This is a genomic window from Nostoc sp. DedQUE09 (assembly GCF_034530915.1).
In the GTDB taxonomy this organism is placed as follows: domain Bacteria; phylum Cyanobacteriota; class Cyanobacteriia; order Cyanobacteriales; family Nostocaceae; genus Nostoc.
The window spans coordinates 1-18,909 of record NZ_JAVRCE010000058.1 but is presented as its reverse complement, the minus strand read 5'-3'; the positions used below and the strand labels follow the sequence as shown (position 1 = coordinate 18,909).

The 18,909-nt window shown below is 41.4% G+C and carries 14 protein-coding genes and 2 riboswitches; of the genes, 6 read left to right on the top strand and 8 right to left on the bottom strand.

What is annotated here, in order from left to right:
- Nucleotides 1-16: 16 nt before the first annotated feature.
- Nucleotides 17-198, bottom strand: a riboswitch (cyclic di-AMP (ydaO/yuaA leader).
- Nucleotides 199-235: 37 nt separating this feature from the next.
- From RMY27_RS27385 to ntrB, 3 genes are all read right to left on the bottom strand, one after another.
- Nucleotides 236-1,072 (bottom strand): ABC transporter ATP-binding protein, encoded by an 837-nt coding sequence (locus RMY27_RS27385; RefSeq protein ID WP_322668030.1) that lies wholly within the window; start codon nt 1,070-1,072, stop codon nt 236-238.
- Nucleotides 1,073-1,126: 54 nt separating this feature from the next.
- On the bottom strand, nt 1,127-2,569 hold the full coding sequence (locus tag RMY27_RS27380; protein WP_322668008.1) for an ABC transporter substrate-binding protein: 1,443 nt from the start codon (nt 2,567-2,569) through the stop codon (nt 1,127-1,129).
- 85 nt (nt 2,570-2,654) lie between these two features.
- Nucleotides 2,655-3,506, bottom strand: a complete 852-nt coding sequence (ntrB, locus tag RMY27_RS27375; protein WP_322668007.1) for a nitrate ABC transporter permease — start codon at nt 3,504-3,506, stop codon at nt 2,655-2,657.
- 99 nt (nt 3,507-3,605) lie between these two features.
- Nucleotides 3,606-3,818, bottom strand: a riboswitch (cyclic di-AMP (ydaO/yuaA leader).
- Between the two features lie 415 nt (nt 3,819-4,233).
- Between ntrB and RMY27_RS27370 the strand changes: the two genes are divergently transcribed.
- The gene (locus tag RMY27_RS27370) at nt 4,234-5,424 is read left to right on the top strand and encodes a sensor histidine kinase (RefSeq protein ID WP_322668006.1); all 1,191 of its coding nucleotides are present in this window, start codon (nt 4,234-4,236) and stop codon (nt 5,422-5,424) included.
- A gap of 227 nt (nt 5,425-5,651) precedes the next feature.
- Here the strand turns inward: RMY27_RS27370 and RMY27_RS27365 are convergent, their stop codons facing one another.
- Nucleotides 5,652-7,904 (bottom strand): glycoside hydrolase family 65 protein, encoded by a 2,253-nt coding sequence (locus RMY27_RS27365; protein ID WP_322668005.1) that lies wholly within the window; start codon nt 7,902-7,904, stop codon nt 5,652-5,654.
- A 67-nt stretch (nt 7,905-7,971) separates the two neighbouring features.
- Here RMY27_RS27365 and RMY27_RS27360 point away from each other — a divergent pair, with 67 nt between their 5' ends.
- A complete protein-coding gene (locus tag RMY27_RS27360; protein ID WP_322668004.1) occupies nt 7,972-8,136 on the top strand; it encodes a hypothetical protein in 165 nt (54 codons plus the stop codon).
- A gap of 174 nt (nt 8,137-8,310) precedes the next feature.
- The gene (locus RMY27_RS27355) at nt 8,311-10,980 is read left to right on the top strand and encodes an ATP-binding protein (protein WP_322668003.1); all 2,670 of its coding nucleotides are present in this window, start codon (nt 8,311-8,313) and stop codon (nt 10,978-10,980) included.
- 416 nt (nt 10,981-11,396) lie between these two features.
- On the opposite strand, the gene RMY27_RS27350 is transcribed toward RMY27_RS27355, so the two are convergent.
- The 3 genes from RMY27_RS27350 to RMY27_RS27340 all read right to left on the bottom strand — a co-directional run bounded on the left by RMY27_RS27350 (nt 11,397) and on the right by RMY27_RS27340 (nt 13,516).
- Complete coding sequence (locus tag RMY27_RS27350; protein ID WP_322668002.1) at nt 11,397-12,098, bottom strand: helix-hairpin-helix domain-containing protein; 702 nt, start codon at nt 12,096-12,098, stop codon at nt 11,397-11,399.
- Between the two features lie 24 nt (nt 12,099-12,122).
- Nucleotides 12,123-12,464, bottom strand: a complete 342-nt coding sequence (locus tag RMY27_RS27345; RefSeq protein ID WP_322668001.1) for an NINE protein — start codon at nt 12,462-12,464, stop codon at nt 12,123-12,125.
- A gap of 656 nt (nt 12,465-13,120) precedes the next feature.
- Nucleotides 13,121-13,516, bottom strand: a complete 396-nt coding sequence (locus RMY27_RS27340; protein ID WP_322668000.1) for a hypothetical protein — start codon at nt 13,514-13,516, stop codon at nt 13,121-13,123.
- A 579-nt stretch (nt 13,517-14,095) separates the two neighbouring features.
- On the opposite strand from RMY27_RS27340, the gene RMY27_RS27335 reads away from it, so the two are divergent.
- The 3 genes from RMY27_RS27335 (at nt 14,096) to RMY27_RS27325 (ending at nt 17,870) form a co-directional block, all read left to right on the top strand.
- Entirely contained in the window at nt 14,096-14,449 is a 354-nt protein-coding gene (locus RMY27_RS27335; RefSeq protein ID WP_322667999.1) for a hypothetical protein, read from the top strand.
- Between the two features lie 411 nt (nt 14,450-14,860).
- Complete coding sequence (locus RMY27_RS27330; protein ID WP_322667998.1) at nt 14,861-16,213, top strand: histidine phosphatase family protein; 1,353 nt, start codon at nt 14,861-14,863, stop codon at nt 16,211-16,213.
- A gap of 283 nt (nt 16,214-16,496) precedes the next feature.
- Complete coding sequence (locus tag RMY27_RS27325; RefSeq protein WP_322667997.1) at nt 16,497-17,870, top strand: dihydroorotase; 1,374 nt, start codon at nt 16,497-16,499, stop codon at nt 17,868-17,870.
- Between the two features lie 438 nt (nt 17,871-18,308).
- Here the strand turns inward: RMY27_RS27325 and RMY27_RS27320 are convergent, their stop codons facing one another.
- Complete coding sequence (locus tag RMY27_RS27320; RefSeq protein ID WP_322667996.1) at nt 18,309-18,833, bottom strand: isochorismatase family cysteine hydrolase; 525 nt, start codon at nt 18,831-18,833, stop codon at nt 18,309-18,311.
- Nucleotides 18,834-18,909: the final 76 nt, after the last annotated feature.

Here is an 18,909-nt window from a genome sequence, read left to right as displayed (position 1 = left end):
CAGCCAAAGTCTTGGGGGTTCCTTCCATTGCCTACGGAGTTAGCTGACGGGCTAAGACTGGAAGGTGTCTCTCTCTTAAGAGTGCTGAGTGCTGAGTGGTGAGTGCTGAGTTAAAACTTTTTACTCTTAAATTGCCGCTCTCTGCAAGATTAGCCCCAAACATTGGTTCCTCCGTTCCAAATTCAGCTTTCATGAATTTGAATTAGGCTACCCACTAAAAAAATGATAATCTAATTTACTCGTCTTGGGCAAAATATCGATCGAGGAAATTTAGGGCGTGGTTGCGGAGTTCAAAATACTCTTTTGAGTTTCGCATGGCGGCGCGATCGCGTGGATGCTCAAAAGGAACTTCTAATATCTCTCCTATACTAGCAGCTGGGCCATTGGTCATTAAGACGATGCGATCGGACATATAAATTGCTTCATCTACATCGTGGGTAATCATCATCACTGCCTGACGATTATTTTCCCAAATATCCAATACCTGCCGCTGCAATTTACCACGAGTTAGTGCATCTAGTGCCCCAAAAGGTTCATCCATTAGCAACATTTTGGGACGAATTGCTAAAGCTCTGGCAATACCTACTCGTTGTTTCATACCTCCAGAAATTTCATCGGGATATTTGTCAGCCGCCGCCGTCAAGTTTACCATTGCCAAGTGTTCATTTACAATGCTAATTTTCTCAGATCGATTAGCATTTTTTAACACTTCATCGACAGCTAAACGGATATTTTCTCGCACTGTTAACCAAGGTAACAGCGAATAATTCTGAAATACCATCATCCGTTCGGCTCCTGGCTCACGGATTTCTTTTCCATCTAGCCGCACTGAGCCGGAAGTCGCTTTCTCTAAACCCGCTACTATCTTTAGTAGAGTTGATTTCCCACAACCAGAGTGACCAATTACAGAAATATATTCATCTTCATCAATCGTTAGATTAACGCCATCTAAAACGACAAAGTTATCTTTATCAGGTGTCGGATAAGACTTGACTAAATTTTCAATTTCTAAAAATCCGCGGCGGGGCATAACTTTGGTCTGAGTATTAATAGGTAATGAGGTATATTCCATCATCAAAATGCTCCAGAAATAATTTAGTCATCAGTCAATATTTGAACTTGGAATTTAAGACATGAAAAACTGAGTGGGAGCATTAGCCCTGATGGCAAAACTATTCAGATAGCCCACCGGATCGCTGGGGTCGAAGCTTTTCTTATCTATAAATACTTCTGGTGGTTCGACCTTGTAATCATCCTTGGGACACTGAATGCCCATTTCAGATGCTATCTCCCGATATAAATCTGCTCTCCAGCCAAGTTCTGCTAGTTTATCGGCATTTTTGGGGAATTCCTTTATTTGTCCCCACCGCGCTGCTTGTGTCATCAACCACATACTTCTGGATCTCCATAAGAATGTGGAGTGTTCTCCTGGCTGTTTGGGAATGTTGTCAGGAATATCGAAGAAAATTGTGGTGTCAGCAGCTTTGATGGTGCGGTCTTTACCGTCAAAGCCGCCATAGTTGTAATCGCCGAGAATTGCCGGACCTGTAAATTTCGCAATTGGGGCATCTTTCTTTTTAGGTCTAGCACCTGTAAAGGAACGGTCTGTTATCAGTTCGGCTACTTCTTGGCGGTTTTCTGCTTTGCTGCAATACTGACAGGCTTCAATCATCGCCTTGACTAGGGAACGATAGGTTTTGGGATATTTGTCGATAAAAGATTCCATCACGCCTAAAAGCCGATCTGGGTGTCCTAACCAGACTTCTTTACCTTGTGCGAAGGTAAAGCCGATATTTTCGTTACCTGTTATTGCTCGCGTATTCCAAGGTTCTGCAACCATGTAAGCTTGCATTGCACCAATCCGCACATTTGTCACCATTTGGGGGGGTGGAACGATGATGACGCGAAACTCTTTAAGGGGATCAACACCTGCGGCAGCGGATAAGTAACGGATAAAGTATTCGTAAATGGAGGAACTTAATACTACTGCCCAAACTCTGTTTTCTGCCGGTTGCTTGTCAAAGTAACCTCGGAAATCGCGCCCAAAGGCTTCTAAAGCACCATCGCCATATTTTTCTTGATACTCGTACCACGGACGTAGCCCAAAATCCCACATGGCTTTGTTCATGGTCATGGCGTTACCGTGGCGGTGGATGGTCATGGCTGCACACAAGGGGGCATGGCGTGCGCCTTCAGCACCAATTCTGGCATTAGTAACTGCACCAGATACTACGGGTGAAGCATCCAGGCGACCAAAAATTACACCATCGCGGGAGGTGGCCCAACTGGCTTCGCGGTTGAGTGTAACGTTCAAACCATACTTGCGGAAGAAGCCTTTTTTCCAGGCGATCGCAAATGGCGCACAATCATTAACGGGAACGTAACCAACTGTCAGATCGGCTTTTTCTAAGTCGCCGCTTTTAACTACTGGTTGCACAGCTAAGGCTTCTTCTGTCAATCCTTTAGCTGATCTATCTCCTGAAATCCCACAGGAGGACAGCGCCATTCCCGCCGTTGTTGCTCCTATTCCTTTAATAATATCTCGTCGAGTCCAATTAATATCACCCATTCTTGTAGCTCCATTGGTGATGAATTATCACGTTCCAGGCACAGAGTCTGGTTCATCTTGCTGTTTTGATAGCAGCCGAATTTTGTTAGTTGGAAGTTTTAGGGCGATGGGTTACTAATTCTTGGATTTTGTCCACGGCAAAATCTAAGATTAACCCAGTTACACCAATTACCAACACAGCTAAAAAGACTGAACTCAAGTTTAAGCGACTCCATTCATCCCAGACAAAGAAGCCGATACCAATACCACCTGTGAGCATTTCCACGGCGACGATTACCAGCCAAGCTATGCCTAAACTAATTCGTAAACCTGTAAAAATATACGGCAAACTTGCAGGCCAAATGATTTTTGTAATCCGCCGCCAACGTGGCATTTCCAACACTCGTGCCACATCTAAATAATCTTTGGGAACGCTAGAAACTCCTAAAGCGGTATTAATAATTGTTGGCCATAGGGAAGTAATAAAGATGACAAAAATGGCTGAAGGATCTGCTAAATTGAAAATTGCTAAGGCGATGGGTAGCCAAGCTAGGGGCGATACAGGTTTAAAAATTTGAATGATCGGATTGAGCGCTAGCATTGCCGGTCTGGACATCCCAATTAGAAACCCCAGAGGAATCGCTACTACCGCACCCAACAAAAAGCCTACTAATACCCGTCGCAGACTTGCTATTAACAACCAACCAATTCCCAAGTTCCCTGGGCCTCGCTGGTAGAAGGGATTTAAGATGTAGTCTAAATTAGCAATTAACGCTTCTGGTGGGGTGGGCATCAATTCATGGTTGGCAAGTGCAACAATCCACCACAGCACAATTATTCCCAAGAACCCCAATACAGGTAGAAAGAAGACATCTCTAACGACGACAGGTTTTGTCTTTTTCCAAGCAGCTTGTCCAGCGATCGCAGCGATCGCTGCTAAATTTAATTGGAATATCATTTACAACCTCAACAGATTTAAGTGCAGGTACAAAGAATCCGAGCAGTACCAGCCTTGGACACCGATGAGATCGGAACATTATAAAAAAATGCCGTCTCTTCAGTCTTTTCTCAATGCCTACGAAGTTAGCTGACGGGCTAGGGCTGAGAGATGCCCTTCTTTTTAGAGTGCTGAGTACCGAGTGCTGAGTGCTGAGTTAACTCTTCACTTCTCACTTTTAACTCCTCACTTTCTATGAGATACGCCCCACAATTTGGTTCCTCCGCTCCAGCGTTATGCACTGTGACACGCTGAATTAGGCTGACTTACTCTAATGGATACTAAATTATGCACAATATAACATCGATGCTCAGTAAAAGCCATCTATCATCTGAGAAGTATTGTTTATTTTAATACTTTAATTAAGCATTTTTAACTGGTCACTAGTAACAAATATAATCTACGTGTTTAGTTGTGGTGTGAGTTAACTCCTCGAACAGACAGCTAAACAAGATAGTGAAGCCAAGTATTAAAAATGTTACGTGCTTAATTAATATTTTTTAATAGAAAACGAATATACTGGTAAAATTTTATGCACAACTATTTAATTAGTAAAAAAATAATATGTATAATTTATTCCTTTTGGTAGGTGAACTAAATTGTTAAATTTGGTAAAAGCCCACTGCACTCGCTAAACTAATTGGATATGGAAGTTTACTCATCTATCTCCTAGCTGATATTTAACATAATGGATTTTAGTCAAGTACTGGCTGAAAAAACGGATACCATCCTCGATAAATGGATTCTAGCAGTTCGTAAGGATAGACGGATTGAAAGTGCTGATGACCTATCTTACACAGCGGTAAAGGATCACATCCCTGATGTTTTGAAAGCAATGGTGACAGTGCTTTCAAAACATCAGGATAATGATATTCAGTCAATAGTTACTGCCAGTTTTCAACATGGAGCTATTCGAGCCGAACAGGGCTTTGATCCAGCAGAAATTGCCAGAGAATATCATCTGCTACGAACAGTAATATTTGATGCTCTACAACCAGATTTATTAGAGGGAATCCCGTCAGAGATAATTCGTTCCATGCGTTTGATTGACGCTATTATAGACGAAGCGATCGCTCGATGTTTTAAGAGTTATGTTGAGGAACGCTTGCGGGAATTACAGCAGTTGCAAGCATCACTAACGCTCCATAATGAGGAACTTACGCGATTAATTAGCGCCAATCAAGAGTATCTTTCCCAATTAGCCCACGAATTAAAACATCCTTTAACTTCTATTATTGGTTATTCCGATCTGTTTTTACGCCAACAACGACGAAAGGCTGATATAAAAGAGAACTATTCTAATTTAGAACATATTGAGCGGGTACTACGCAATGGTAGACAGTTACTCCATTTAATCAATGATGTACTAGAACTTTCCCGCTATGAAGCAGGACAGATAAAAATCCAATTAGCGCCTACCAATGTGCGGGAATTAATCGATAATGTCTGTCAAATGTTGGAACCTTTAGCTGCGGGAAAAAATTTACAAATCGTTGTCGATTGCGATCGCGCTCCCGAAAAGCTAATTACAGACTCTTTTCAATTACAACAGATTATTACAAATCTTCTTAGTAATGCGATTCGTTATACAGAGTTGGGGACTATTATTATCATGTGTCAGGTGTTGGAGAATCAAAGATGGGCGATCGCAGTTTCTGATACTGGAGTTGGCATTGCTCCCGAAAACCAAGCCCAGATATTTGAACCTTACTTTCGCGTCAGTTCTAGCGATCGCCCCTATCTTCCTGATAGTACGGGATTGGGATTAGCGATCGTTTCACGGTTGGTAAAACTATTGCAAGGTCAAATTAACCTAGCCTCGCAAGTAGGTGTTGGCTCTACTTTCACCGCAATTTTTCCTTTAGAAGTGGAGTTTTAAAAGTATTGGGCGACTGGAAGTCGCCAGCTAGACAAACCAAAGTCCACCTGCGTGGACTACTATTTCGATATAGCCCAGTCATATCATGTCCGCTTGATTACTTATTAAACCTGAATAACCCCACCCCGCCAAAGCTATGCTTTGTCTCCCCTCCCCGCCTGCGGGGAGGGGCTGGGGGTGGGGTGCAATGACTGTGGTAAATCATAACTAATTATACGGACATGATATTAGACAATTTTCGAGCCTGTATCTGCCAAGGTGGGAACTTTAACTTCTGTCTCAGCTCCTAAGTCAAAGTCATACCACTCGTTACGCCATTGCAGGCGAAACTTCAAACGCGTCCAGTTGGGTGGTAGATTGGGGCAGGCAATGGGGCCAAATTGAGTCATGCGAATGCCGCCAAACCCAAAAACTACTGCTTGCCATACTCCTCCAGCACTGGCGGCGTGAATTCCTTCGGCAGCGTTCAGTCTCACATCTTCTAAGTCTACCAAGGCCGATCGCAGAAAGTGTGTATAAGCTTCAGTTGGTTGATTGAGGTCGCAAGCTAAGATAGCGTTAATGGCTGGGCCTAATGAAGAACCATAACTGTGGTCGGTGCGTTGGGTGTAATAGTCCCAGTTGGTGGCGAGAGTTTGATGGTCATAACGTTCGCGCAGTAAATACAAGAGCATCAATACATCTGGCTGTTTGAGAATCTGCTTTTGGCTGGTAGCTTCAATTCCCAACAAACCTTGCAGAGATTTGCTGCGCGGTTCGTAATCAGCTAGGTTAACGTCTTCTAGCTGGAAAAAGCCTTCAAATTGCTCAATTAAACCAGTTTGAGCATCTTCATTGACAAATAGACGCTCTTGAATTTCTGCCCAGTGGTGCAGACGCTCTGTGGTTAAGTTGAGTTTTTGCACCAATTGTGCTGAGGTTTCAGGGTAAGCTTGTTTGAGCCAATCCCACAGCGCCAAAGCTGACTGCAAATGCCACTGTACCATGAGATTAGTGAAGGCATTATTATCGACGCGATCGTGATATTCATCGGGGCCAATTACATCTAGGATGTCATAGCTGTGGCGCTCTTGGTTCCACTGCACCCGACTTTCCCAGAAAACAGCCGTATCAAGAATAATTTCTGCGCCATAATCGCGCATCCAGTCATCATCGTTGGTAGTCTGCCAGTAGTGCAAAATTGCATAAGCGATATCTGCGGTGATATGCACTTCAATGTCACCGCACCAGATGCGGATTAATTCACCATTGGGAGCTGGAACCCAACGCGGAGTTACTTCATCGCCAGTAGTAGCACTTTCCCAAGCATACATCGCTCCTTGATAATCGGCTTCTTGAGCTTTGCGTCTGGCTCCTGGTAGGGTGTGGTAGCGGTAGGTGAGCAAGTTACGTGCTAGAGCTGGTTGAGTTAAGGTGAGGAAAGGTAGGATGAATATCTCTGTATCCCAAAAGATATGTCCGCTATAAGCAAAACCAGAGAGAGCTTTGGCAGGAATGCTTACCCGACTGTCGTGACGCGGCGTTACAGCTAGTAATTGAAAGAGATTGTAACGGACGCTCAATTGAGCCAAGCGATCGCCTTCTATAATAATGTCACTGTCTTGCCACACTTGCTCCCATGCAGTAATGTGAGCTGCCAATAGCGTAGTATATCTCGGTTCTTCAGCAAGTCTTTCTAAGGCGGCAGCAATGGGGATTTCTGTCTCTCGTGAAGTAAACAGGGTGACAATTTTCTCTACAGTTACCGTTTTTCCGGGATATAACTCTAAAGTGGTTGTCAAAGTGGGAGAAGTAGAAGTATTTTCGACGCTCACGGGTGCAGTCTCATCACCATCTACCACTAACTTAGCTGCCATCCCAAGTTGAATATTTGAGTGAAGAGTTGTACTGTTTAACCAGATAATCTGATTTATGCCACCTTGATTTAAAGTTCGCCAATGTTTGACGCCTTGGGTATGTGGTTTGCTGTCAAATCCAGCTTCAACGGTAATTTCACCCTCAAAGTCTACCGATGTAATTTGAGCGCGAATCGCCAAAACGTGTTGGTCTGCTAAACTGGCGAAACGCTCGAAGTGAAAATCTAGAGTATGACCATTAGGACTACGCCACCGCACATCACGGCTAACTAAACCTAAGCGTAAATCAAGCCGACGTTCGTAGTTGAGAATTTCACCACTGTCCATACTAAAGCGTTCGCCTGCTACTTTCACCACCAATGGCAGCCAGTTGGGACAGTTTACCAGTTCGGTATGAGTAATTATCACATCATCATAAACACCGTGGATGAGTACGCCTGGAAAATCTTGGGGATATCCTTCCTCAAATGTACCCCGCACTCCTAATAACCCATTACCAAGAGTGAAAACAGTTTCTTTGTGATGTAACTGCGTCGGATTAAACTCCGTTTCAATAACGTTCCAGTCAGTATTGTCAATTAATTGCTGATTTTGTTGAGAATTGTGAGTGGATACGTTCAGCATGAGTGATAAAACCTATGTCTTGGGCTGGTTGTGGGCAGGATGCAGTAAAATTAGGAGCAATATTTAAATGATTAACTCCTTTTCTTTAGCGCCTAAACTAGAAGATAGCCTGAACGCCAAAAAACACGCTATTGATAACAGTAGCGTTTCAAATTTCATCTGTCTACAGTTAGATTTATTCAAAAATGCCAGACGCGATTTATCGCGTCTTTGTCTTTGTGATAGACGTTAGTCATATTTTTGGCTGGTAAAATTTACAGGTGCAGTTATGTAACGTTTTGTTCTTTTACCAGAAATGGTATATTGGCACTTGATCCGACCGAGTACAAACCATACATAGGCCCACAGGACAGCAAACTAGAGGTGTTGTACTCAGTACTACAGGACAGGAAGGGGAAGTGGGCAGATGAATAAAAATACTGGGCAAGATAATGTTTTTTCCCTGTTTAAAGGCGTAGCTCTAAATCGCATTTTGGTAGCGTTGTTTGTACTGCAAATTCTGCTAGCTGTAGGATTGACTGCATACTTATCAATCCACAATGGGCAAAAGGCAGTCAATGAGGTAGCTAGCGAATTGCGTCATGAAGTTGCCAATCGAGTCGAGCAGAATTTACAAACTTATTTGGCAACGCCGCGTCAGGTATTACGCAGTAATCAAAATCTCATTAATATGGGGTTGCTGAACATAGAAAATCTGGCAACCTGGGAGTCATACTTAATAGAGCAGTTAAAGATTTTTCCAGATGCTTTGGCAATAGCTGCAAGCAATGAACAGCAAGAGTATCTAGCGGTGGAGAAGCTCAACGATCGCCAATCTTTACTCAGAAAAGCCGGAAAGTCAACTGGATACGATCTCTACACTTACAGAATTGACTCTCAAGGTGAACGTACTCAACTACCAGAGGTAATCAAAAACTATGATGCGCGATCGCTTCCTGATTATCTCACAGCAGTTACCGCTAAAAAATTCAGCTTTAGTCAGATTTTTACACCCCGCACTGAACCAACACTTTTAATTAGTGCTTCTCTTCCCATCTATAACTCCCAAGGTGAACTACTCGGAGTCAACAGCACTCTCACTCACCTATCCCAAATTGGGGATTTGCTACAAAACATCAAAGTTGGCAAGTCTGGGCAAATTTTTATTATCGAGCGATCGGGGCTATTAGTTGCAAGTTCTACAACTGAAGAACCATTCCGCTTCCAAAATGGTAAACCTATTAGGTTGAAAGCTTCCCAGAGCGGGAATTCTTTGACTCAAGCAATCGCTAAATACTTAAAAACTAAATTTAATAACTTTGACCAAATTCAAACTTTACAGCAACTAGATTTTTCCTTTGACGGCAAACGACAATTTTTAGAAGTTAGACCCTTCGAGGGCGAACAAAATGTCAACTGGTTGATTATCGTGGCTGTCCCAGAAGCAGACTTTATGGAGCAAATTAATCGCAACATTCAAACTACAATTTTTCTCTGTTTGGGAACATTGGGACTAGCGATTATATTGGGGATTGTCACCGCCCGGTGGATTACTGTGCCAATTTTGCACTTCAGCAGGGCGACAAAAGATTTAACTGATTTTACCAACAGCGAAGACTCAGTGGTGAAAGTACAAGGCATTAAAGAATTAGAGGTGCTGGGTGGATCTTTTAATGAAATGGCGCAAAGTTTACGCAAAACCTTTACTACACTGATTAGCAAAAATGAAGATTTAGAACTGCAAGTTAAGCAGCGAACTCAAGAATTACAGCACAAGGTTGAAGAACGCATTAACAGTGAGCAAAAACTAGCCCAGCATCATCAAGTACTAACAGAACTGGCAAATCACAAAGCGATTTTTGAAGGAAATCTGGAAACAGCATTCAAAGTTATCACAGAAAAAGCAGCCAATGCCTTAGAAGTAGAACGAGTGAGTGTATGGTTATTCAATAGCGATGACGACGGTGGGCTGCGCCAACGCACCAAGCTACAATGCATAAGCCTCTATGAACGTAGCAATCAGAAACATTCGGCAGGTTTAGAACGCAACCTTACAGATTATTTCATCTACTTTAAAGCCCTATTAGCTTCTGGTACTATTGCCGCCTCCGACACTCGCACCGATCCACGGGTACAAGAATTATGGGATAAATTGCTCGAACCAAATAATATTGTCTCCTTAATTGATACCAGTCTTTGGGTTGGGGGGAAAATGGTGGGAACAATATTGTCTGAACAGGTTGATATTCCTCGGAAATGGGAACAGAGCGAGCAAAACTTTATTAGAGCAATCGCAGAAATTGTCGCTCTAACTTTAGAAGTAGGCGATCGCAAACGCGCAGAATCCGCGCTACGTGAGGCTAAAGAAATTGCCGAAGTCGCAAATCGTGCTAGAAGAACCTTTTTAGTAAACATCAACCACGATCTGAGAAATCCTTTAAACTCAATTTTGGGAATCACAGAGGCACTCAAAGATCAAGTGTACGGCCCTGTAAGTGAAGAACAGCGCCAATCGCTAGATATGCTCGAATCTAGCGGTAAGGATCTACTAGAATTAATTAACCGAATCCTTGACGTTACCGACACCGAATCCAGCAAGATAGAACTGCAATTAGCTGCTACTTCGATTCAGGGAATATGTGACTTCTGCTTGAGTTCTGTCAAAGATTTAGCCTTGCAGAAAAATATCCGTTTGAGGGCAGAAATACCTGAAGAACTCGAACCCATCCAAGTCGATGAACGCCGCATTCGCCAAGTATTTATCAACTTGTTGAGTAATGCGATCAAGTTTACTAAAGAAGGAGGCGAAGTTTGGATTGAAGTCCAGCCAAATTCTACCAATGAATATATTTTTATCAGTGTGGTAGATACTGGTATTGGGATGCTTTCTGATGACCTTTTTAAATTATTTCAACCATTTGTGCAAGTTGAAACTGCCTCTAACCATCGTTCTCCAGGCAGTGGTTTAGGATTGGTGATGGTGCAAAAAATTGTCGAGTTGCACGGTGGAACTGTCCACGCCGAAAGTCAGTTAGGTAAAGGTAGTCGATTTACTGTCAAACTTCCTTGGAAAAAGGCGGAGGAATGGAAAGTCTAAGAGGTTGTTTGAAAAGTGATATGTTGTGATTTTAATGGAATTATTACCCCCCTTAATCCCCTCGATGTATTGGGGGGAAACAAGAAAATCCGGTTCCCTCCCCTTTATAAGGGGAGGGTTAGGGTGGGGTAAAAAAAGTCTAATGGTATATTGCAATTTTAATCGAATTATTACCCCCCTTAATCCCCCCGATGTATTGGGGGGAAACAAGAAAATCCGGTTCCCTCCCCTTTATAAGGGGAGGGTTAGGGTGGGGTAAAAAATATTTGATACATCAATATACCTCTTGCAAAAATATATTTTTGCAAGAGAGCTAAAAAAATAAAGGGTAAGGATTTTGAGTTTACTTACCCTTTTTCCCTTCCCCTTTACCCCGACTTTTGCAAGAAGTCTAATCATGACTTTGCAAACAGCCTCTAAGCGATATGACGATAAGTATTAAATGGTAATCCAGTGCGCTGCTTCACATCAATCAATGATTTATACTCACCTCGTTGCTGCCTTTCGGCAACAATTTGTTGTGCGATCGCTCCATCTAATCCACAGGTAATTAATTCATCAGTTGAATATGTGTTTAATCGTTTCCAAGAAAAATCAGCTTCTTTTTTATAGTTGTAGCTAAAAGTAATTAGCGGTGTAATTCGAGTTACCTGCTTTTCAGGAATTCCGGCTATTTCTATTAACTCTTCTACATGAGTAAAAACATATCCTTCATTCAGTAACGATTCAATATTATTTGCATAAACTATCGGTAGCCCTAAATAAGTAACTAATTCGTGTTTAGAGCATTCATTAATATCTATTTTATCACGAGTCTTTGCAACTAAATTTGCTAGCTCTTGTTCTTCCGGAATTGGTAAATTCTTGGGATAGGTTTTGACTAAATAAGACTTCTTGAGATAGAATGCAACGCCAATTTGAGCCATCCAGATCGCAACTGCTAAACTATTTGCCGATAAAGCTAAAGCTAAAACAGAGGTGCTAATCCCGATGACAACCCAAGTTTTAGTCTTAGATTTATAACCCGCATAGGCAATGGCAAATCCTCCCAATGTCGGGATTAATGATAACCATACCCAAGCAGGAGTTTGCTGAAACCAAGATTTAGATTGTGACACGGTAAATCAACTGATGATTTTAATTTACAAAGATTTCAGAAGCTTTTGCCGCTTTTCTTCATACTCTTCTGCGGTAATTATTCCAGAATCAAAAAGATTTTTTAAATCAGCTAGCGCACTAGTTGCATCTTTTGCAGATACGGCTCCACCTGCGCTTGCTATGCCTTGATTATACTTTGTATTGAATTCGGGATCTGGCATTAAAACTAGGATGAAGAACTCAACAAAGGCTATTAAAGATGGAATACAAGTCCAAAAAAACAATAAGTACAAAATACCTGCTACATTTTGTCCTAAATAAAATTTGTGGATTCCTAGCCAGCCACCAAAAAAGCAAAGTATAATTGCTGTAGATTTAGTCTTCATAGTATTTTATTCCTTAATTAACTCTAATAAATATCTATTGGCATACAATACAACCAAACTTTTTGACCTTTTTTGATTATTTATCTGTTTTGCTAGTGATTTTTGCTGTCAAAAAGTAAATAACGATTATACATAGTTGACATTCCATTAAGACTAAATATCCTTTAACTATGTAGTTTAAATCTAGATAAGAATTTAAATAAAAAATTAAAGAACCAATTGCTAGATATGGAAGTAAACGCAACTGATAGAATTTAAGGTTTAGTTTTTGGTTATTTAAGTCGCTCATCAGGGGATAAAATTGTATTGAACAATAATTACTTATAAACAATTTATGTATTATTACAAAGTTGTTTATTAGAACAGATATTGACTGTATTTAAAGGTAATTTTAATTAGTCATTATCTGTTAAACCTCACGGATTTTACTGAATTTACTTATAGGTTCATCAATATATTTACGTAAAGCTTCTGATGACTAAAGTAAAATACACACCAGAACAATCACTGAAGTTTTGCTTTCTTTGCTGTTCTAGACAAAAAAAATGATGCAAAATTCAAGCATGACAGCGATTAGCAGTTCTTGTTCTACTTTGCTGCACTCCTGCTCATGCCTAAAATCTTGCTAACAACAAGCTTTAATTTGAGGATGCTTTTTATGCAGTTTTAACATCCTTAATAGCTGTTTCTTCTGAAGTTGATTTCAAGCGGGTTGCTCTGCTTTTACGGATGCGATCGCTTTTGCGAACACCACCCGCCATCTGATACTCATGGCTGTCTTTACCGTACTTAAAGGCAACTCCCAGGAGCATTTTTTCATTCAGATCGCTCAAAGTTTTTTCCAACTCTTTCATCTCGTTTTTGTAAGAGTCAATCACAGCCAAAGTTGTATTATAAGCATCTATTTTACTGCGGTATTGCTGAATGACTTGTGCGACATTTTGCAAGTTGCGAGCATCCCCAAAATCCATACTGGGATCGATTGCTTTGAGTCCGGCGATTCTCAATTCAGCTTTTTCTAGAACGCGATATGTACGCTTCTGACGAGGCATAATTATGTTCTTTTTATGGTGTTCTAGAGCTAGCTTGCCTTACCAAAGCGTAATTTTGGTTGCGTAAAATCCACAGAAATTGGTGTCGCTTGTAACAATAATCTCAGCAATATCAACTAAAACTATGATGTTTGTAACAAAAATCGTAGTGATGGTAAGTAAATTTGTAATATTGTAACGAAAATTATGATGTTTATAACAAAAATCGTAGTGATGGTAACTAAACTTGTTATTTTAGTAACAAATTTGTCAGATTGTAACAAAAATTGTCGTGATGGTTATTCAACAGCTTCACTCAAGCGATCGCTTTTGTCCCACTGTTAAATATCCTTAATTTAATATTGACGTATTAGCTCAACGAACTTAGGTGCGATCGCTAAAAAACTGAACCAGATAATCCGACTTTCAAAGAGATGCCAAAGTTATAACTTGTTAATCCCTAAAACAGCAAAAATCATTGACACGCTAAGTATATACGCAATAAAATTATTATAGTTGAACCTAACAATAGAGTTAATCAAAATAATTTTCCCAGAGAATAATAGACAAGCAATATTAAAAATAATTGGGGTAAGACAAATGAACGCCAAAGTTATTGCTTTCTTGGGGATTACGGCAGCCTTTGCAAGCTTAGGCAGCCAAGTCTACGCCCAATCACCAGCATCAAACCCAAATCCCGGACAATACAGATTAACTGGTGATTCTCTAGTTGGAATTGATCGCAAAACAGCCCAAGATGACTTTAGAACTTTTTTTGAGCAAACTAATCCAGCAAGTCTTTCCAACAATAATAGAACAGAAAATAAAGCTCCAGCCCAAATCCGCTTTAACGAATCATTATCACAGCCAGACACTTCAGTTTTCTTAGCGCCGGCTCAGTCAGGCAATGATAATGATGGATTGCAAGTACAGTTAGATATAGGGAGAGAATAAGCAAGTATAAAGGCTGACGTTGTAGTTTTAATTAATTATGCGTTGCCCAAAATCTTTGCTAATAACCTGTAAAGTTTCAATTAGTAAGGTCAACAAGTTCGTAGTAAGGACTTTAGTCTTGAATTTTTTAAGCACTAAAGTGCTTACTACAAACTTTTCATTACTAGGTTAGATATTGTACTAGGCACAATTCCGAAATTATTTCCACATCATTTTCAGTCTTGTTTTTTTACTTAAATCAAAACAGCTTTATTAGAAAATATCGTTCAGACAATCGCAGTTTTAGCCGATTTTATTGCCTCCTCTACCAGAATAAAATTTTGCACTAGACTCAATCCGCCCTCCTGAGTCGATAATTATGCAATCGTTTTGCAGTAAAATTAATCGTCAAGATAAGAGGAGGGCTTTGAGATGACTCGTGTCATCATTGTGCGCCACGGTCAAAGCGGTTATAACACCGAGCGGCGTATCCAAGGACGCACTGATGCGTCAACATTAACCGAAAAAGGTCGTAATGATGCAAGTCTTGTAGGCAAAGCCCTCAGCAATATCTTATTTAATGCGATTTACAGCAGCCCTTTACAACGGGCAAAACATACAGCAGATATTATCCATAGTGAGTTAGCTACTCATACTGAACAATCTGCTGTACTCCAAGTTTCTGATTTGCTGCTAGAAATCGACCTGCCTTTATGGGAAGGGCTGTTAACTGCCCAAGTAAAAGAAAAATTTGCCGAAGATTACCGCACTTGGCATCAACACCCCGACGAACTGCGGATGCTGCTTAATGATGCACAAGGGACAAGAGAACATTTTCCCGTTCTTGCTTTATACGAACAAGCACGGCAGTTTTGGCAAGAAATTTTGTCTCAACATCAAGGCGAAACTATTCTGATTGTGGGACATAACGGAATTAATCGCGCCCTAATTAGCACAGCGTTAGGAATTCCTCCCAGTCGCTACCATTCAATACAGCAATCTAACTGTGGTATCACCGTATTAAACTTTGCTGGAGGATTGGGCGAACCAGTCCAGCTAGAATCCTTAAATCAGACGCAACACACCGGAGAAACTTTACCCTCATTGCGACCGGATCATCAAGGAGTAAGATTGTTACTAGTGCGTCACGGTGAAACCGACTGGAATCGCCAAACCAGGTTTCAAGGACAAATTGATGTCCCTCTCAACGACAACGGTAGACAACAGTCGCAAAAAGCAGCTAAATTTCTTCAAAACGTAGACATTGATTTTGCTGTAAGTAGCACCATGCTGCGCCCGAAAGAAACAGCAGAGATTATCTTAAAACAACATCCTAATGTAAAGTTAGAATTGCAAGATGGTTTAAGAGAAATCAGTCATGGTCTCTGGGAAGGAAAATTAGAAACAGAGATAGAACAAGAGTTTCCGGGAGAATTGCAGCGATGGCGGCTGATACCAACGCAAGTGCAAATGCCTGAAGGCGAGAACTTGCAACAGGTGTGGGAACGCAGCGTTGCAGCTTGGCAGTCAATTCTGCAAGCAGCATCAAATAATCAATCCAAAACTGTATTAGTAGTAGCTCATGACGCTACTAACAAAACCTTGCTTTGTCACGTTCTGGGTTTATCGCTGGAAAACTTCTGGAGTTTTCGTCAGGGTAATGGTGCAGTCAGTGTTATCGACTACCCTGCTGGCATCGAAGGTTTACCAGTACTGCAAGCGATGAATATCACCTATCACTTTGGTGGAGGCGTACTAGATAAAACAGCAGCGGGAGCGTTGTGAGTGCTGAGTGCTGAGTAATGAGTGCTGAGTGCTGAGTGAGGAGTGCTGAGTGAGGAGTTAGAAGGAGTTAGGAGTTAGGAGTGAGGAATAAAGTTAGAAGCAATGACTGAAGAACAAATAACTCATTAAGTAGCTAGACGTAAATAAATTAAAGTTTGTAGTCAGGACTTTAGTCCTAAGAATCCTTGCTTTGAGCGATGAATCGCTCGCTATGAACTAGGATTTTACTTGATGTTTAATTATGCCTACCTACTTAACTCCTAACTCATAACTAAAAACTTTTATGACTGAACTGCTGCAAAAAGTACGAGTGATTGACCCTGTTTCTGAAATCGACGAACTCTTTGATGTGCTGATTGCTGATGGTTATATCCGAGAAGTGGCTTCGCACATTTCTGACATCAGTTCCGATACTCAAATCAGAGATTGTCAAGGATTAGTTCTCGGCCCTGGATTAGTGGATTTGTACAGCCACTCTGGTGAACCTGGCTTTGAAGAACGAGAAACCCTCTTGTCTTTCTTACAAGCTGCTGCTGCTGGCGGCTTTACTAGAGTTAGCATTTTACCCGATACATTTCCAGTTATTGATAACCCTGCGCTTGTGGCACAGTTGCAGCAGAAGAGGGCAGAGAGGCAGAGGGGCAGCACTTCTCTACGAGAGGCTGCGCCAACGGCTACGCTCAGTGACCGAGAGGCAGATGGGCAGAGGGGCAGAGGAGCAGAGGAGAGTTTGTCTCCCCTGCTCCCCCGCTCCCCTGCTCCCCTGCTTCATATCTGGGGTGCGATCACTGTAGATATTGCTGGGAAGCAGATGACGGAATTGGCAGATTTAGCGTCGGCTGGAGTTATTGGTTTTACTGATGGTAAGCCCTTAGAAAATTTGGCGCTGGTGCGGCGAGTGTTAGAGTATCTCCAGCCTTTGGGCAAACCAGTCGCATTTTGGCCTAGCGATCGCCAGTTAGCAGCGAATGGTGTAATGAGAGAAGGAAAAGATGCTCTCCGTTTTGGTTTACCCCCAATCCCCGCCAGCGCTGAAACAACTGCGATCGCTGCTATGCTTGAATTGGTGGCAACTATCGGCACACCAGTCCATATCATGCGTGTCTCTACAGCTCGCAGCGTGGAATTAATTGCTTCAGCTAAGGCGGCTGCTTTACCGATCACCGCCAGCACCACCTGGATGCACCTTTTACTTGATACCAAAGCAGTTAAGAGTTATCATACCAGCTTGCATTTAGACCCGCCTTTAGGTACTCCCAGTGATATGGCGGCGTTGCGTGCAGGGGTACGTGCGGGTGTAATTGATGCGATCGCTATCGATCACACACCCTACAGCTACGAAGAAAAAGTTCAAGCCTTTGCCGAAGCACCCGCTGGGGCAATTGGTTTAGAGCTAGCATTACCTTTACTGTGGCAATATCTTGTTGAAACTGAGGAATTTACAGCTTTAGAATTATGGCGGGCATTGAGTACCAATCCAGCGGAGTGTTTAGGGCAAAAAGTAAGTGCGATCGTACCTCATCAACCAGCAGAACTTACTTTATTTGATCCCCAGCAACCCTGGAAAGTCGAACGGAAAAATCTTTATACACTTTCGCAAAATACACCTTGGTTTGGACAACAGTTGCAGGGTCATGTTGTCCAAACCTGGTGTTGAAAAAGCGTACTTCAAACTACGGAATATAACTAATCCCCTAATAGATTAAGATAGATTCCCTTTACTGCTTGAATTACTATTTTGTAAATTTGTATTTTACTGTAGTGATATTTGTCAGCATCCTCTAGCAAAGCAAACTAACACTTACAGTAGTTCCTTTTTCAGGAATGCTAGCAATTGTCAATTCACCACCATATAATTTAACTATATGCTAAACAATAGCCAGTCCTAAGCCAGAGCCTTGTTCTTCGCATAACTTTCGATTAAATTGTACAAAAGCTCCAATTTTATTAATCTCTTCATGACTAAGCTTTCAAACATCGGACTACGTTTATAAGACTAACCCTTGTGTAGGCACAGCCCGCACTTCGGCTGCGCTCAGTGACACCGTAGGCATCGCAACAGCTTCAGGATATTAGCGATCATGCAAGACAAGGCTTATGACATCTCCTGAAGAATCTCATCAGTCATCTTAATTTGGTTTTTTCCTATATTACGCTTCAGCAAAAAAATACCTGCATTATGTGCTTGCTGACCACCGTGACTAGAGCAAGCATCCTCGATAATCACTGGTTCAATACCACGCTCAAAAGAATCAATTGCTGTTTTCAAAATACAGCTATCAGTTGCAATCCCACAAAGATATATTTTACTGATTTGATTGAGAAAAATAAAACTCGAAAAACTTTCCGTAAATGCAGAGTAATAATGTTTATCAAAAACATTATTTATATATGGCTGAAGTTCATCAATAATGCTTGTTTCTGATTCTTGCATCAATCTTGACCAATGAATTAGTTTGACATAATTACTATCAGCCGTATTGATAAATCTTGTGAACTTAACGAGTTTTCCATCTGCTAGAAATCGCTCAATTAGTTTAATAACAGTAGGAATAATATGTCTGCATTTCTCAGACATAAAACCGTTTTGCATGTCTACTACAAGAAGTATTTCGCTCATTTGTGCCAGAATTTATTTAGATTAATATCAATTTACATTGAAGCTGCATAGAAAAGAGCTTCAAGAATAAAGTCAT

What these genes read in the sequence shown, in the direction of transcription:
- RMY27_RS27380 (WP_322668008.1), bottom strand. Translation starts at nt 2,569, where the DNA reads ATGGGTGATATTAATTGGACTCGACGAGATATTATTAAAGGAATAGGA.
- RMY27_RS27325 (WP_322667997.1), top strand. Translation starts at nt 16,497, where the DNA reads ATGACTGAACTGCTGCAAAAAGTACGAGTGATTGACCCTGTTTCTGAA.
- RMY27_RS27365 (WP_322668005.1), bottom strand. Translation starts at nt 7,904, where the DNA reads ATGCTGAACGTATCCACTCACAATTCTCAACAAAATCAGCAATTAATT.
- RMY27_RS27335 (WP_322667999.1), top strand. Translation starts at nt 14,096, where the DNA reads ATGAACGCCAAAGTTATTGCTTTCTTGGGGATTACGGCAGCCTTTGCA.
- RMY27_RS27385 (WP_322668030.1), bottom strand. Translation starts at nt 1,072, where the DNA reads ATGGAATATACCTCATTACCTATTAATACTCAGACCAAAGTTATGCCC.
- RMY27_RS27330 (WP_322667998.1), top strand. Translation starts at nt 14,861, where the DNA reads ATGACTCGTGTCATCATTGTGCGCCACGGTCAAAGCGGTTATAACACC.
- ntrB (WP_322668007.1), bottom strand. Translation starts at nt 3,506, where the DNA reads ATGATATTCCAATTAAATTTAGCAGCGATCGCTGCGATCGCTGGACAA.
- RMY27_RS27340 (WP_322668000.1), bottom strand. Translation starts at nt 13,516, where the DNA reads ATGCCTCGTCAGAAGCGTACATATCGCGTTCTAGAAAAAGCTGAATTG.
- RMY27_RS27360 (WP_322668004.1), top strand. Translation starts at nt 7,972, where the DNA reads ATGATTAACTCCTTTTCTTTAGCGCCTAAACTAGAAGATAGCCTGAAC.
- RMY27_RS27320 (WP_322667996.1), bottom strand. Translation starts at nt 18,833, where the DNA reads ATGAGCGAAATACTTCTTGTAGTAGACATGCAAAACGGTTTTATGTCT.
- RMY27_RS27370 (WP_322668006.1), top strand. Translation starts at nt 4,234, where the DNA reads ATGGATTTTAGTCAAGTACTGGCTGAAAAAACGGATACCATCCTCGAT.
- RMY27_RS27355 (WP_322668003.1), top strand. Translation starts at nt 8,311, where the DNA reads ATGAATAAAAATACTGGGCAAGATAATGTTTTTTCCCTGTTTAAAGGC.
- RMY27_RS27345 (WP_322668001.1), bottom strand. Translation starts at nt 12,464, where the DNA reads ATGAAGACTAAATCTACAGCAATTATACTTTGCTTTTTTGGTGGCTGG.